14 protein-coding genes and 1 pseudogene are annotated in these 15,202 nt (G+C 65.2%); 11 read left to right on the top strand and 4 right to left on the bottom strand.

Translation table 11 applies throughout. From position 1 onward, the window contains the following. The 3 genes and pseudogenes from ACESL8_RS09995 to scpB all read left to right on the top strand — a co-directional run. Nucleotides 1–288, top strand: a pseudogene (locus tag ACESL8_RS09995) (beta-hexosaminidase); the annotation flags it as partial. Beyond that, nucleotides 249–1,058: a ScpA family protein gene (locus ACESL8_RS09990; RefSeq protein WP_372918368.1), complete on the top strand. Its 810-nt coding sequence runs from the start codon at nucleotides 249–251 to the stop codon at nucleotides 1,056–1,058. The pseudogene ACESL8_RS09995 and the gene ACESL8_RS09990, both read left to right, overlap by 40 nt. Further along, nucleotides 1,051–1,623 carry an SMC-Scp complex subunit ScpB gene (gene scpB, locus ACESL8_RS09985; RefSeq protein ID WP_372918366.1) on the top strand — a complete coding sequence of 191 codons (573 nt, stop codon included), beginning with the start codon at nucleotides 1,051–1,053 and terminating at the stop codon, nucleotides 1,621–1,623. Before ACESL8_RS09990 ends, scpB begins: the two co-directional genes overlap by 8 nt. Nucleotides 1,624–1,656: 33 nt before the next feature. Here scpB and ACESL8_RS09980 read toward each other — a convergent pair whose 3' ends face one another. Beyond that, a complete protein-coding gene (locus ACESL8_RS09980; RefSeq protein ID WP_372918364.1) occupies nucleotides 1,657–2,343 on the bottom strand; it encodes a cell cycle transcriptional regulator TrcR in 687 nt (228 codons plus the stop codon). 100 nt (nucleotides 2,344–2,443) lie between these two features. Here ACESL8_RS09980 and ACESL8_RS09975 point away from each other — a divergent pair, with 100 nt between their 5' ends. After that, a complete protein-coding gene (locus tag ACESL8_RS09975) occupies nucleotides 2,444–3,676 on the top strand; it encodes an aminotransferase class V-fold PLP-dependent enzyme (protein WP_372918362.1) in 1,233 nt (410 codons plus the stop codon). On the opposite strand, the gene ACESL8_RS09970 is transcribed toward ACESL8_RS09975, so the two are convergent. Beyond that, nucleotides 3,669–4,667, bottom strand: a complete 999-nt coding sequence (locus tag ACESL8_RS09970) for an NAD(P)H-quinone oxidoreductase (RefSeq protein ID WP_372918360.1) — start codon at nucleotides 4,665–4,667, stop codon at nucleotides 3,669–3,671. The genes ACESL8_RS09975 and ACESL8_RS09970 overlap by 8 nt on opposite strands. On the opposite strand from ACESL8_RS09970, the gene ACESL8_RS09965 reads away from it, so the two are divergent. The 6 genes from ACESL8_RS09965 to ACESL8_RS09940 all read left to right on the top strand — a co-directional run bounded on the left by ACESL8_RS09965 (nucleotide 4,660) and on the right by ACESL8_RS09940 (nucleotide 9,888). Further along, the gene (locus tag ACESL8_RS09965) at nucleotides 4,660–4,908 is read left to right on the top strand and encodes a DUF1192 domain-containing protein (protein WP_372918358.1); all 249 of its coding nucleotides are present in this window, start codon (nucleotides 4,660–4,662) and stop codon (nucleotides 4,906–4,908) included. The two genes, ACESL8_RS09970 and ACESL8_RS09965, sit on opposite strands and share 8 nt — an antisense overlap. A gap of 4 nt (nucleotides 4,909–4,912) precedes the next feature. Then, the gene (locus tag ACESL8_RS09960) at nucleotides 4,913–5,854 is read left to right on the top strand and encodes an aminotransferase class IV (protein WP_372918356.1); all 942 of its coding nucleotides are present in this window, start codon (nucleotides 4,913–4,915) and stop codon (nucleotides 5,852–5,854) included. 14 nt (nucleotides 5,855–5,868) lie between these two features. Continuing rightward, on the top strand, nucleotides 5,869–6,567 hold the full coding sequence (locus tag ACESL8_RS09955) for an HAD family hydrolase (RefSeq protein ID WP_372918370.1): 699 nt from the start codon (nucleotides 5,869–5,871) through the stop codon (nucleotides 6,565–6,567). Between the two features lie 76 nt (nucleotides 6,568–6,643). Next, on the top strand, nucleotides 6,644–7,741 hold the full coding sequence (locus tag ACESL8_RS09950; RefSeq protein ID WP_372918354.1) for an acyl-CoA dehydrogenase family protein: 1,098 nt from the start codon (nucleotides 6,644–6,646) through the stop codon (nucleotides 7,739–7,741). A gap of 59 nt (nucleotides 7,742–7,800) precedes the next feature. Further along, nucleotides 7,801–9,039 carry an acyl-CoA dehydrogenase family protein gene (locus ACESL8_RS09945; protein ID WP_372918352.1) on the top strand — a complete coding sequence of 413 codons (1,239 nt, stop codon included), beginning with the start codon at nucleotides 7,801–7,803 and terminating at the stop codon, nucleotides 9,037–9,039. A gap of 198 nt (nucleotides 9,040–9,237) precedes the next feature. Then, nucleotides 9,238–9,888 carry a PEPxxWA-CTERM sorting domain-containing protein gene (locus ACESL8_RS09940; protein ID WP_372918350.1) on the top strand — a complete coding sequence of 217 codons (651 nt, stop codon included), beginning with the start codon at nucleotides 9,238–9,240 and terminating at the stop codon, nucleotides 9,886–9,888. A 67-nt stretch (nucleotides 9,889–9,955) separates the two neighbouring features. Here the strand turns inward: ACESL8_RS09940 and ACESL8_RS09935 are convergent, their stop codons facing one another. After that, nucleotides 9,956–10,729 carry a phosphatase PAP2 family protein gene (locus ACESL8_RS09935; protein WP_372918348.1) on the bottom strand — a complete coding sequence of 258 codons (774 nt, stop codon included), beginning with the start codon at nucleotides 10,727–10,729 and terminating at the stop codon, nucleotides 9,956–9,958. 189 nt (nucleotides 10,730–10,918) lie between these two features. On the opposite strand from ACESL8_RS09935, the gene clpA reads away from it, so the two are divergent. After that, on the top strand, nucleotides 10,919–13,282 hold the full coding sequence (clpA, locus tag ACESL8_RS09930; RefSeq protein ID WP_372918346.1) for an ATP-dependent Clp protease ATP-binding subunit ClpA: 2,364 nt from the start codon (nucleotides 10,919–10,921) through the stop codon (nucleotides 13,280–13,282). A gap of 82 nt (nucleotides 13,283–13,364) precedes the next feature. Here the strand turns inward: clpA and ACESL8_RS09925 are convergent. Beyond that, nucleotides 13,365–15,202, bottom strand: a 1,838-nt coding sequence (locus ACESL8_RS09925; protein WP_372918344.1) for a TonB-dependent receptor family protein, incomplete at its 5' end; no start/stop codon positions are given.

Here is a 15,202-nt window from a genome sequence, read left to right as displayed (position 1 = left end):
GGCATGCACGCGCTGGGCAATCCGCAATCGGGCGGCCACCCGCCGGGCAGCAATGCGCTGCAAGACTTTGGTGCCCGCGCGCTGGCCAGCCTTGATGCCGGCTGCGATATCGCGCTGCATTGTTCGGGTGATTTTGCGCAAATGCGGTGCATCACCGAAGCCGCGCCGGTGATGAGCGAGGCCGCCGCCGCGCGCCTTGCCGCGGCAATGGACTTGATGGGCGCAGGCGACGCCACCCCGGTCGCGGAATGGGCTGCCGCCCGCGACGCCCTGCTGGCGCTGGCGTGATCGCGGACGACCAGTTCGATCTGCCAGTGCGAGCCGCGCCGGAACCCGGAACGCTGGTCTTGCAACTCGGCAGCTGGGAAGGCCCGCTCGATCTGCTGCTCACGCTGGCGCGGGCGCAAAAGGTTGATCTGGCGCAGATTTCCATCTTGGCGCTGGTCGATCAATATCTGGATTACATCCGCGACGCCAAGGCGCTCAGCCTTGAACTGGCAGCTGATTATCTGGTGATGGCGGCCTGGCTGGCCTATCTGAAATCGCTGCTGCTGCTGCCCAAAGACCCAGAAGCCGAGCCCGACGCCGCCGAACTCGCGCTGAAACTGCAGTTCCAGCTGCAACGGCTGGAAGCCATGCGCGGCGCCGGTCAGCGCCTGCTTGCCCGCCCGCAACTGGGCTGGGACATGTTTCGCCGCCCCAATCCCGAAGGCCTCGCCGAAGACAAGCGCACGGCGTACGCGTGCAGCTATTATGATCTGCTGTCGGCCTATGGCGCGATCACGGCGCGGCGCACGCGCTCGGTGCATATTGTCCGCCGCCGGGCGGTGATGGCGTTGGATGAAGCCATCGAACGGCTCGAACATTTGCTCGGCCGCAGTATCGACTGGACGGAACTGGTGCGTTTCCTGCCCGCCGATCTGGCCGATGAAGCCTATGCCCGCTCCGTGCTGGCCTCCAGCTTTGTCGCCGCACTCGAACTCACCCGCCAGGGCAAGGCGACGCTGTCGCAAGGCGCCGCCTTTGCCCCCATCTTGTTGAGGGCCCGTCATGAGTGAAGACTTGGCGCTCACACGGGCTTTGGAAGCCATCCTGTTCGCTGCCGAAGCGCCGCTGACCCTGACCGAAATGACCCGGCACGTGGGCGAACGCGGTGATCTGTTGCCCACCTTGCAGGCGCTGGCGCAATCCTATGCGCCGCGCGGCATCAACCTCGTCGAACGCGGCGGCCGCTGGCAGTTCCAGACCGCGCCCGATCTGGGCCATTTCCTGCGTACCAGCCGCGAAACCGTGAAGAAACTCTCCCGCGCCGGCGTCGAGACGCTGGCGGTGATCGCCTATCACGAACCGGTGACGCGCCCCGAAATCGAAGAAATCCGCGGCGTTTCCATCTCGGGCGGCACCATCGATGTGTTGATGGAAGCCGGCTGGGTTCGCCCCGCCGGCCGACGCGAAACGCCAGGCCGGCCCCTGCAATATGCCACCACGCCGGCGTTTCTGGCGCATTTCAATCTTGCCGCTCGCCGCGATCTGCCCGGCATGGCCGATCTCAAAGCCGCCGGCCTGCTCGACCGCGAGCCGCCGCGCGAACTGCCGTTGCCGCTGGGCGGGCGCGAAGAATAGCTCCGCTCCCGCTTGCGGGAGGGGAGTCGGCTCTCAACGGCGGAACAGCGCCTCGCCCTGCTCCAGCGCAGTGCCGGGCGTGTTGGATACAGGGGTTTCCGGCGCGTTGGCCGCCGCATAACGTTCGGCCTGCAGCTGATTGATCAGCGCGGCGCGTTCGGTTTCCACCTTTTCGGGGTCAATGCTGGTATCGATGCCGGCCTTCTTCGCAGCCGCAGCCACCAGCGCATCCATTTCACGCTGGCTGGTCAGGCCCAGCGTAACGGGATCACGCGGCTGCAGGTTGGCATAATTCCAGTGGCTCTTGTCGCGGATGGCGGCAATCGTCGTCTTGGTGGTGCCGATGAGCTTGGAAATCTGGCCGTCGGTGATTTCCGGGTGATTCTTGATGATCCACAAGATGCCGTCCGGCTTGTCCTGCCGCTTCGATACCGGAGTGTAGCGCGGGCCGGACGTGCGGCGCGCCTGTTCGGGCATGCGCGAGATTTTCACCACATGGTCCGGATTGGCTTCACCGGCGGTCAATTCCTCGCGGGTGAGTTCGCCGGCGCGGATCGGATCACGGCCCTTCAGCTTGGTGGCGGCGGTATCATCGGCGATCGCCTGCACTTCCAGCACGTGCAGGCCGCAGAATTCGGCGATCTGCGGGAAGGTGAGTGCGCTGTCGTCCACCAGCCAGGCGGCGGTGGCGTGCGGCATCAGGGGCAGGTTGGCGGCCATGGTGGTGGCTCCTTTGCGAACATGAAAACAGCCGCCCCTGGGGGGACGGCTGGACGACGAGGGTTGTAATGGAGCCGCGGCTGTGGCGCAAGGGCGCACGATGATGCCTTCACCCGCCCAGCTGGCCGCGCTCGACGCCGCCGATCCTCTCGGCGCCGCCCGCGCCCGTTTCCGGTTGCCGCCCGGCCTGGTCTATCTTGATGGCAACTCGTTGGGGCCATTGCCTGCTGCCCTGCCTGCATCACTGGCGCACACGCTGGCGCACGAATGGGGCAGCGGCCTGATCCGCAGCTGGAACGATGCCGGCTGGATCGATTTGCCGGTGACATTGGGCGCCGCCATCGCCCCGATCGTCGGCGCTGAAGCCGGCGCGGTGGTGGCCTGCGATTCGGTCAGCCTCAATCTGTTCAAGCTGGCCAGCGCCGCACTGGCGATGCGCCCCGGCCGCCGCACGGTTCTGATGGAGGCCGACGATTTCCCCACCGATGCCTATGTGATGCAGGGCCTGTGCCAGCTGGCCGGCGTCACGCTCAAACGCGCCGCCCGCGCTGATCTTGTCGCGGCGCTGGACGACGACACCGCACTGCTGCTGCTGTCCCACGCGCATTATGTGACCGGGCAGGTGCACGACATGGCGACGATGAACGCCGCCGCTCATGCTGCTGGCGCGCTGACGCTGTGGGACTTGTCGCATGCCGCCGGCGCTTTGGTGGTCGCTCTGGATGCTGATGGTGCCGATTTCGCGGTGGGCTGCGGCTATAAATATCTGAACGGCGGCCCCGGTGCGCCGGCCTTCGCCTATCTCGCCCGCCGTCACTGGGACAGCGCGCAGCCGGCGCTGACGGGGTGGATGGGCCATGCCCGCCCTTTCGATTTCGCTGCCGATTATGCGCCGGCTGCCGGTGCCCGCCGGCTGCTCACCGGCACTCCGCCAATCCTCGCCATGCGCGCGCTGGAAGCCGGGGTGGCCACCTTCGCCGGCATCGACATGGCCGCCGCCGAAGCCAAATCTCGCCAGCTGGTCCAGCTGTTCGCCGCCGGCGCTGCCCACCTGCCCGGCGTCACCGTCGATTCGCTGCCCGCTGGCCGCCCCTTTGAACGTCGCGCCGCGCACTGCATCATCCGCCACCCGGCAGCCCGCCGCGTGATGATCGCCCTGATCGCGCGCGGCGTGGTGGGCGACATGCGCCCGCCCGACGCGATGCGTTTTGGCTTCCCGGCGCTCACCACCCGCTTTGCCGATGTCGGCCTGGCGCTGGCGGCGCTGCACGCGGTACTGGCCAGCGGCGAATGGCAGGACGACTGCTTCACCCCCAAGGGCGTCGTCAGCTGACGCTCAACACGATCTTGCCGACATGCGTACCCGCTTCCATCCGCTCATGCGCGGCAGCAGCGTCGGCCAAGGGGAACACGCTGTCCGTCACCGGCGTCAGCCGCCCGGCTTCGAACGCCGGCCAGATCGCGCCTTCCAGCACTTCGGCAATCGCCGCCTTGAACGCAATCGGGCGGGGCCGCAGCGTCGATCCAGTGAGCACCAGCCGCTTGCGCATGACGAGCGCAAGATTGATCTCCGCCGTCGGTCCGCGCTGGAACGCGATGCTCACGTTGCGGCCTTCATCCGCCAGACAGACGATATTCTTGGGCACATAATCGCCGCCGACCATATCGAGCACGATATCGACGCCGCGCCCGCCGGTGAACGCCAGCACTTCGGCCGCGAAATCCTGTGTGCGGTAATTGATGGCGTGCGCTGCGCCGTGCGCCTTGGCAGCGGCGCATTTTTCATCGCTGCCGCAGGTCGCAATCGCGGTCAGCCCCACTTCAGCCGCCAGTTGCAGCGCGGTGATGCCGATGCCGCTGGTGCCGCCGTGGATCAGGATGCTTTCCCCCGGCCGCGCCCGGCCCCGGTCCATCACATTCGACCATACGGTGAACCAGGTTTCGGGCAGTCCGGCGGCATCCACCATGCTCATGCCCGCCGGCACGGGCAGGCACTGGCCGGCAGGCGCAGTGCAATATTCGGCATAGCCGCCGCCCGCCACCAGCGCGCACACCGCATCGCCGGGCCGCCAGCGCGTCACCTCATCGCCCACCGCCACCACGGTGCCGGCGATTTCGAGGCCCATGATCGTCGGCGTACCCGGCGGCATCGGATACAGGCCCAGCCGTTGCAGCACATCGGGCCGGTTCACCCCGGCCGCTGCCACCTTCACCAGCACGTCGCCGGGGCCAGGCTGCGGGACGGGGCGGGAAACGGGGACGAGCACCTCCGGCCCTCCCGGGGCGGCAGGGTCGATGGCGGTCATGTGTGTGGGGATGGTCATGACCGCGGATATTGACAGGCGGCGTGGCCCGGTCAACCGTTGCGGCATGTTCGACGAAGATCTGCCCCGCAAAAAAAGTGACCCGCTCGCAGATATGGCCCGCGAGGACCTCGATCGCCTGTCCATCGCCGATCTGGATGATCGCATCGCCGCGCTGGAGACGGAACTGGCGCGCACCTGCACAAAACGCGGCGGCGCGGCCAGTTTTCGCGCGGCGGCCGACACCTTGTTCAAGAAGTAGGCGCATGACCACATCATTGGGTACCCACGATTTCGTCGCCGATCCGCGCAACGAAACCATCCTGATCAACGTGAATGGCCAACTGTTGCGCCGTGCCGAAGCAATGGTGAGCGTGTTCGACAGCGGCTTCATGCTTGGTGACGGCGTGTGGGAGGGCTTGCGCGTCCACGCCGGGCGCATCGCGTTTCTGGATCAGCATCTGGACCGGTTGTGGGAAGGCGCCAAGGCGATCTTCATGGATATCGGCATCACGCGCGCCGAGATGGAACGGCGAATTTACGCCACCATCGACGCCAACGCGATGACCGCCTGCCACATTCGCCTGATGGTCACCCGCGGCCTGCGATCGACGCCGTATCAGGATCCGCGCGTAGTGGTGTCCCCCGCCACCATCGTCATCATCGCCGAACACAAGGACCCGCTGCCCGCCACGATCCAACGCGGCATCCGCCTCGCCACCGTCCACGTGCGGCGCGGATACCCCGACGTGCAGGACCCCAAGCTCAACAGCCACAGCAAGCTCAACTGCATCACCGCCTGCATCCAGGCAACGCAGGCCGGGGCAGACGAGGCGTTGATGCTCGATCCGCACGGCTTTGTGGCGACGTGCAATTCGACGCACTTCTTCATCGTCAAACCCGGTCGGCGCGGGTTCGACGAAGTGTGGACCTCCACCGGCGATTATTGCCTCGCCGGCATCACGCGCGGCAACGTCATCGCGGTGTGCGAAGATGCCGGCATCCCGGTGTTCCAGCGCAATTTCTCGCTCACCGATGTCTATTCGGCGAGCGAGGCGTTCGTCACCGGCACCTTCGCCGGCGTGGTGCCGGTGACCAGCATCGACGGCCGCAAACTCACGGACGGGCGGGGGCCGATGGTTGAACGGTTGCAGGTCTTGTACCGTGCGCTGATCGAGGCGGATGTGGCAGCGCGGGCGCGGTCGTGACGCTTCGCATTGCAATGTGGTCCGGCCCGCGCAACCTTTCGACCGCAATGATGCGCAGCTTCGGCGCGCGGGCCGATACGGTGGTGAGCGACGAGCCGTTCTACGGCGCCTACCTCAAACACACCGGCGATGATCACCCGATGGCCGCCGAGGTGATCGCCGCGATGGACTGCGATTGGCATAGTGTGACCGCCGCGCTGTCCGGCCCGTGCAGACGGCCCGTCTGGTATCAAAAGCACATGGTGCACCACATGGTTGGCCCGGTGCAGTTGGCGGACTTGCCCGGTTTCACACATGCCTTCCTAATCCGCGCGCCCGAACGCGTGATCGCCAGCTATGCGCAAAAACGCGAAGTGGTGACGGCCCAAGGGCTGGGTTTCGCCAAACAGCGCGCCTGGTTCGAGGCTGAAGCTGACCGGCTGGGCCATGCGCCGCCGGTAGTCGATTCGGCCGATGTGCTGGCCGATCCGGCGGGAACGCTGAGCCGCCTGTGCGCCGCGCTGGAGATCGTGTGGGACGCCGCCATGCTGCACTGGCCCGCCGGCCCGCATGCCAGCGACGGCGTGTGGGCGCCGCACTGGTATGGCCGGGTGCTGGCCTCCACCGGATTTGACGGGCACAATGGGCCGTTGCCGGAACTGACCAGCGAAGCGGCACGGGTTCGTGATGAATGCCGGCCGCATTACGAATTTCTCAGCGCGCACAAACTGTGACCGCGCCAAAAGCGTCAGGTTGCCTGGCCGCAGCCCGCGCGTAATCTGCGCCGCGATCAGTTTTGGGGAGAGACCCGTGAATTTCGATTTTTCCGACGAAGCCAAGGAACTCGGTGAACAAGCGCGCAAGCTGCTCGCCGAACGCGCCGGCACCGGCCCGGCGAGGCTGGCGATGGCCGAAGGTGCCGCCGCCATGGACGCCGCGCTGTGGAAAGACATCGCCGAACTCGGCTGGACAGCGGCACGCGTGCCCGAAGCGCACGGCGGGCTGGGCCTCACGGTGGAAGAAGTGGCGCAACTGGCCGAAGCCGCCGGCGGGTCGTTGGCGCATGTGCCACTGGTCTCCACCCTTCTCGCCACCGAAGCACTGGTGCTAGCCGGCAGCGAAGCGCAGCAGGCCCGGTGGCTGCCCGGCATCGCCAGCGGCGAGATCATCGCCGTCGCCGCCTGGAGCGAACCCGGCGCCGTGAACCCGGCCACGGTGAAAACCACGGCCAGCGGCAGCACGCTGACCGGCGTCAAGCAGCCGGTGGCAGACCTTGCGCTGGCTCATGTCGCTATTGTGGCGGCAGCCGGCGCCGACGGCCCGCAGCTGTACATCGTCGATCTGCAGGGCGCGCAAACCGCCGCTGTCGAAACCGTCGATCTCGTCCGCCGCCACGGCAAGCTGACGCTGAACGCCACGCCGGCCGAAGCGCTTGGCACGGCGGCCGATTATCAGGATTGGCTCGACCGCGCCGCCATCATCCTGGCTTATGAAGCCATCGGCACCGCTGCATCGGCGATGGCGATGAGCGTGGATTACGCCAAGACCCGCGTGGCCTTTGGCCAGAAAATCGGCCGCTACCAATCGGTCAAACACAAGTGTGCGGACATGTATATCAAGCTGGAACTGGCCCGCGCCCACGCGCTGCATGGGGTGGCGATGATCGGCATGAACGGGCCGGAATTGCGCCAGGCCGCCGCTGCTGCCCGCGTTGCCAGCCTTGATGCGCTGGCGTTTTGCGCCGAGGAAAACGTGCAGCTGCACGGCGGCATCGGCTTCACTTGGGAAAGCGATTGCCAGTTTTATTACCGCCGCAACCGGGCGCTGGTGGCCGCACTCGGCCCGCGCGGCTGGTGGGCCGATCGGCTGGTACGCGCGCTGGAGCAACGCAACCGCGCCGCCGCGTGACGAAATGCGCCTCGACACGCTGAGCGGTCGCGGCTGAAAAGAACGACGGGAGAGACACCATGGATTTCAACGATACGCCGCAGGAAGCCGAATATCGCGCCGCCGTGCGCACCTGGCTGGATGAAAACGCCGCCGACTACCGCGAGCCGGCACCAGAGGGCATGAAATTGCCTGAGTTCATCGCACGTTCCAAAGCCTGGCAGGCCAGGAAGCACGCTGGCGGCTATACTGGCATCACCTGGCCCACGATGTTCGGCGGCCAGGGTCTGACGCCGATGCACAGCATCATCTACGGCCAGGAAGAAAGCCGCTTTCACGTGCCGCAGGGCCTGTATTCCATCGGCCTGGGCATGTGCATCCCCACCGTTTTCAGCCACGGCCAGCCCGAAGCCATCCAGCGTTATGTGCCCAAGGCCCTGATTGGTGAAGAAGTCTGGTGCCAGCTGTTTTCCGAACCCGCCGCTGGCTCCGATCTGGCCGGCATTCGCACCAAGGCGGTGCGCGATACCAGTTCAGGGGGCGATGAATGGGTGATCGACGGCCAGAAGGTGTGGACCAGTTTTGCCCACGCCAGCGATTTCGGCATTGTCGTGTGCCGCACCGATCCGTCGCTGCCCAAGCACAAGGGGCTGAGCATGTTCATCGTCGACATGAAGGCGCCGGGTGTGACCGTGAAGGGCATCAAGCAGATGTCCGGCGGCAGCGATTTCAACGAGGTGTTTTTCGACGGCGTGCGGGTGAACGATTCGCACCGGCTCGGCGCAGTGGGTGATGGCTGGAAGGTCGCGCTGACCACGTTGATGCACGAGCGCCTCGCCGTCGGCGGCAAGCCGCGGTACGCGCCGGGCTATGAAACGCTGATCAAGCTGGCCAAGGGCGTGGATGCGCCCGACGGCACCCCGGCAATCGGCGCATCGGATGTGCGCCAGAAAATCGCCCAGACCTATATCAACGATCAGGGCATCAAGCTGACCCAGATGCGCGCGCTGTCGGCGCTGTCAAAGGGCCAGATGCCGGGGCCGGAACAGTCCATTTCCAAAGTGGTGATCGCCAAGACGATGCAGGATCTGGCCAGCTTCGCGCTCGATCTGTCGGGCGGGGACGGTTTCATCGCCGGCGCCGATGCCGATCCGGAACTGGCCAAGCTGCAAGGCAGCTACATCGGCTCGGCCGGGCTGCGCATTGCGGGGGGCACCGACGAAATCCTGCGCAACATCATCGCCGAACGCGTGCTCGGCCTGCCCGGCGACATGCGGCCGGACAAGGACACGCCGTTCAACCAGACAGTCGCGGTGTAAAACCCGCTCCGAACACGCTGGGAAACCGGGCGGCGGCTGGCAACAGTCGCCGCCTTTTTTGCGCTCAACTGTCGGCAGGCTTTACAGTTGCTCTTTGACCGATCCGGTCAACTACATGGAATCATTAACTTCGTGGCTTTGGCCCGCTTCTTGCATAAAAATTTACGAAGTATTTACTCCGTTGCAAAGGCTTGCCCCATGAAACTGATCGCCAACACCATCGCCGCCGCCCTGCTGCTCGTTGGCACCGCTGCCGGCGCCGCGACGGTCTATTCCGAAAATTTCAATGCGCCCGGCTTTGTCGGCAGCTTGCTGTCGAATGCCGACACCAGCGATCGTTTCGGCCCGACGACCTATTTTTTCATCAATGATTTTGGCGGCTGGACCTTCAACACCAGCAGCACCTTCCTCGCCACCCCTATCGAGGGCGAAGACGGCGCGCTGTTGCTGAACGAAACCAACGGCTCGGCATCGCGGCTGATCACCGGGCTCACCATCGGCACCAATTACACGCTGTCCTTCCTGCTGTCGGGCGACAACCGTCCCGGTCAGGCTTACGTGCTGAACGGCGGCATCGCCGGGCTGGCGTTCACGGTGAACGGTACCGACGGCGCGACCGGCACCAACCCCGGCAGCCTGCTGTCCTATGGCTTCACCGCCACCAGCACCTCGCACCTGCTCAACTTCAGCGAAAGCTCGGCCACCGAAGCCTCGCCGATCATCGACAACATCAGCATCGCGTCGGTCGCCGGCGTCGTTCCGGAACCGGCGTCGTGGGCACTGCTGCTCGCCGGCTTCGGCATGGTCGGTTTTGCCGCCCGCCGCCGCCGCGCCGCCATCGCAGCCTGATCGCAGAGTCGGAGTTTCGTCGAAGGGGCGGCCGGAGCGATCTGGCCGCCCTTTTTGCTTGGCTGGACTACGCCGGGCAGCCTTCCGGCACCGATGCCAGCGCCAGTTCCAAACGCGCCTTCACCAGATCGGCCTTGTAATCAGCCGAATCCGCGATTTGCTGATAGAGCGCGGTGGCGAGCAGGCGGCCGTTCGTCACGTCGGACGCCCAGTGCACCCGGCAGGCGATGCGCAGATCGCCGGTTGTCTTGCCGAACTTCAGCAGCACCGCGCTGCGTTCGGGGCGCGCATCCGACAGGATCAACCCCCACAGCCAGCCCACAGCCGCATGGCCCGATGGATAGGAAAAGCCCAGCGCTTTTCCGCCATCAATCGCAGCATCCGGGTCGCACGCCTTGCCCCTGTCGGTGGTGAACGGGCGCGGGCGCTTGTAATAATCCTTGGCGGCAAACACGGCGCGGCCCAGATCGGTGCCGGCGCGGCGCAGCAGGGCCATGGTCGCCGGCGTCGTTTGCGGCGTGATCGCGGCACCCAGCGCACAGCTCACCGCTTTGACGAAGCTGGGGCTGGTCACGCCCAGCTGGCCGACCGCCTGCTGCCACAGCGGCCCGCCGATACCCCGCCGGCCCTGGCGATACAGATATTTGTCGGCCTGCGCCTCGCTGCTGCCGGTTTCGGGCGGCGGCGGCAGCAGGCGCAGGAGCGCCAGCGGCGACTGGCCCGCAACATAGCCGGGGGCCGCCGCTGCCGGCGCACTGGCCATAACGGCCGGCTGGGCCGCCGCCGGAGCTGCCGCCGGAGCCGCCGCGATCAACAGCGCAGCCAGAAACGCACGCATCATCTTTCTCCCTTTGATGTCCGCATCATGGCGCGGCCTGCGCGCCGATGCCACATACAATATTCCCGGCATTTGCCGTTTGCTACTTGATGTTTGGCCATGCCGCGCAGACATTCCCTTTGTGGCCCGGCGACTGGCCGGACCGGCAAACGGCGCACCTTTCCCCCGAAAGACGCGCTACCGGAGAAGTTGATGCCCTCGTTCACCCGCGAACTCGAAAAGACCCTGCACAACGCGCTGGCCGAAGCCGCGCGCCGCACGCATGAATATGCAACGCTCGAACACCTGTTGCTGGCACTCACCAGCGATACCCACGGTGCCGAGGTGATGAAGGCCTGCAATGTGGAACTGGAGGAATTGCAGAGCCAGTTGATCCGCTATCTCGACACCGAGCTTTCGGCGCTGAAGGCCGATTCCAGTGTCGATCCCTCGCCCACCGCCGGTTTCCAGCGCGTGGTCCAGCGGGCGATCCTGCACGTGCAAAGCTCTGGCCGCGAGGAAGTGACCGGCGCCAATGTGCTGGTCGCACTGTTTTCCGAACGCGAAAGCCATGCCGTGTTTTTCCTGCAGCAGCAGGACATGACGCGGCTCGATGCCGTCAGCTTCATCAGCCACGGCATCGCCAAATCCGGCCAATCCGAAGCCAAGCCGCCGCGTGGTTCAAGTGGCGGTTCGGCTGGCGGCAGCGACCGGGACGAGCCGGAAGAAAAGCCGGCCAAACCGGAAAAATCCGACAAGAAGGGCGGCGAAAGCGCGCTCAAGCAGTTCACCGTCAACCTCAATGAGAAAGCCAAGATCGGCAAGGTCGATCCGCTCATCGGCCGCCATGCCGAGGTGGACCGCACCATCCAGATCCTGTGCCGGCGTTCGAAAAACAACCCGCTGTATGTGGGTGATCCCGGCGTCGGTAAAACTGCGATTGCCGAAGGTCTGGCGCGCAAGATCGTCGAAGGCCAGGTGCCGGAAGTGTTGCTGCCCGCCGTGATCTACAGCCTGGACATGGGCGCGCTGCTGGCTGGCACGCGCTATCGCGGCGATTTCGAGGAACGGTTGAAGAATGTCGTGAACGAGCTGGAAAAGCTGCCGCACGCCGTGCTGTTCATCGATGAAATCCACACGGTGATCGGTGCTGGCGCGACCAGCGGCGGCGCAATGGACGCGTCCAACCTGCTGAAACCCGCGCTGTCGTCCGGTGCCATCCGCTGCATCGGCTCCACCACCTACAAGGAATTTCGCAACCACTTCGAAAAGGACCGCGCCCTGCTGCGCCGCTTCCAGAAAATCGACGTGAACGAACCCAGCATCGAGGACAGCATCAAGATCCTGATGGGCCTGCGCCCGTCGTATGAAGAGCATCACAAGCTGAAATACACCCCCGATGCCATCAAGGCCGCGGTGGAGCTTTCGGCGCGCTACATCAACGATCGCAAGCTGCCCGACAAGGCCATCGACGTGATCGATGAAAGCGGCGCGTCGCAGATGCTGCTGCCGGAAAACAAGCGCAAGAAGATCATCGGCGTCAAGGAAGTGGAGGCGGTGATCGCCACCATGGCCCGCATCCCGCCAAAAAGCGTTTCCACCGACGACAAGGCGCAACTGAAAACGCTCGACGCCGATCTCAAGCGCGTGGTGTTCGGCCAGGATGCCGCCATCGAAAAGGTGGCCAGCGCCATCAAACTGTCCCGTGCTGGCCTGCGCGAGCCCGACAAACCGATCGGCTGCTATTTGTTCAGTGGCCCCACCGGCGTGGGCAAGACCGAAGTCGCCAAACAGCTGGCGGCCATCATGGGCATCCCGCTCACCCGCTTCGACATGTCGGAATATATGGAACGTCACTCGGTCAGCCGGCTGATCGGTGCGCCTCCCGGCTATGTCGGCTTCGATCAGGGCGGCCTGCTCACCGATGCCGTCGATCAGCAGCCGCATTCGGTGCTGCTGCTCGATGAAATCGAAAAGGCCCACCCCGATCTGTTCAACATCCTGTTGCAGGTGATGGACAACGGCAAGCTCACCGATCACCACGGCAAAACGGTGGATTTCCGCAACGTCATCCTGATCATGACCACCAATGCCGGCGCTGCCGACATGGCGCGTGAAGGCATCGGCTTTGGCGCTGCCACCCGCGAAGGTGAGGACGAGGAGGCCATCAAGAAGATGTTCAGCCCGGAATTCCGCAACCGCCTCGACGCCACGGTGCCGTTTGCCTATCTGCCGCCCAGTGTGGTGACGATGGTAATCGACAAGTTCGTGCTGCAACTGGAATTGCAGCTGGCGGACCGGGACGTGCACATCAGCCTGACTGATGAAGCCAAGGCTTGGCTGATCGCGCGCGGCTATGACCGGCTGTATGGCGCCCGCCCGATGGGCCGCCTGATCCAGGAAAAGATCAAGCAGCCGCTGGCGGAGGAGCTGTTGTTCGGCAAGCTGGTGAACGGCGGCGAAGTGCGCGTTCACGCCAAGGACAACGCTCTCACCTTCGAAATCGTGCCAGCAATCAGGAAGCCGAAGGCCAAGAAAATGCCCAAGGCACTGCCGGCGCCCACCGAAGGGGCGTGATTTGCGCCTGAACAGACGCGCCTGAACGAAACAGCGGGCGGTGCCAATCCGGCACCGCCCGCTTTTTTGCGCGCAAACGGGCTCAGTACCGCAGCGTCACGCCGCCCTGCAGCATGAACGGCTGGCCCGGCAGCATGCCGCGGGCGCGGTCGATCACGTACAGGCGATCGAACAGGTTGCGCGCCGACACGAACACCTCCCAATGGCCTTTGGGCGGGCCATAGGACAGCGCGACATTCACCTGGCCCCAGCCGCCGATGCGGCCGCGCTGGCCATCGGGCGTTACCGGAATCAGGTTCACATCATCGCCGAACATGCTGGACTGGCCAACCAGTTCAACCTGGCCGGTGAAGCCCTTGTGCTCCACGCCGACAGCCGCATTGATCAACCATTCCGGGCTGTAGGGCAGGCGATTGCCGCGCACATCGCGGGCCATGCCGCACGCCGCCGGGCCAGCACCGGTGGCCACCAGCGTACCGGCGGCCGCGCCATCAAAACACGGCACAGTGGCAATCCGCGTGCTGTTGAACCGGGCATCAGCGACCCAAGTGGCGGAAACACGCGCAAACACATCGGTTTGCGCGTCCGTCCAACCGCCATCACGGCTGGACAGGGTAAGCGCCATTTCCGCGCCGCGGTGCAGGGTGCGGCCGGCGGAGGTGAGGGTGGTGCCGATGCCGCCCGCCACCGATTGCGAAACGATCTGGTTGGAAAAATCCATCACGAACAAGGTGGCATCGCCCTTCAGCCCCTTGGCGATGCTGCCGCGCAGTCCGGCTTCCCAATTCCAGCTCAGCTCGGCATCCAGATCAACGGAGCCGCCGCCCGACGTGATGATGTCTTCGACGCGCGGCGGCGCAAAACCGCGGTGCGCGCCGCCGTAAAGCGTCACGTCCGGCGCCAGCGCCAGCGTGAAACCAACGCCCGGCAGCAATTTATCGAGGCTGGCCTGCGCGCTGGTCGGCGTCGTCGTGAGGCCGCTGGGCCGGCCGCCGGCCAGCACATCGACAGCCAGATTGCGCCGGGCATATTCGATGAACTCGGCGCGGACGCCGGGGATGATGGCCAGCGCGCCGAATTCCAGACGCGACTGGAAGAAAGCCGCGAATGCCGAAGCATCGCGCTGATTATTTTCCCGCACGCCGGCATTGATGCCAGTGCCAGCCGCGCGCGCCGTTGGCGTGTCGCCGTTCAGCTGACGGCGACGCTGGCGTTCCTCGTGAAAGCGAATGCCCAGCTCGGTTTCGCCGCCCAAGCCCAATCCCAGCAGCTCATGGTCGAGGCTGAGCCGGGTTTCGACACCCCACGTATCATAATCGCGCAAGCGCCCTTCGTTGCCGCAACCGCTGTTCAGATTGGCCAGCCCGCCGCAGGCCGGATCACTGGCATCGTTGGGGCGCTGGCCGCTGTTGGATGATTGCCGCCACCAATCGCGGCTGAAATAATGATAATAGGCTGTGGTGCGCAGGGTGGCACCGTCGGCCAGGTTCCAGCGATGCGCCAGCGCCGCGCTCATCCGTTCGGTTTGGAAATCATCGTTGGTGAAATTGTTACCGCGCGGGTTGGCGGCAAATTCGGCGCGGGTCAGCCCGGAATAGGTGATCTGGCTGTTTTCGCGGAAGCGCGACAATTTCAGGGTGATGCCGTGATCCGCGCCCAGGTCCCAACTGCCCTTCACAAAGATATCGGTGAAGCGCAGATGCTGATTGTCGCGATAGCCGTCGGTTTCCTTGTGATTGATGTGCAACAGCACACCGCCGCCCAGCGCCCGCCCGCCGACCATGCCATCAAGGCTCAACGTGTCGCGGTTGCCGGCGCTGCCGGTAAAACGCGCGGTCAATTCCTCCGGCGCGGCGGGAGTGATGTAATTGATCACACCGCCGATGGTTTGCGGGCCAAAGCGCACCTGGCCTGAACCCT

The sequence above is a fragment of the Sandarakinorhabdus sp. genome (assembly GCF_041689835.1).
GTDB lineage: Bacteria > Pseudomonadota > Alphaproteobacteria > Sphingomonadales > Sphingomonadaceae > Sandarakinorhabdus.
This window is presented reverse-complemented; position numbering and strand designations above follow the sequence as displayed.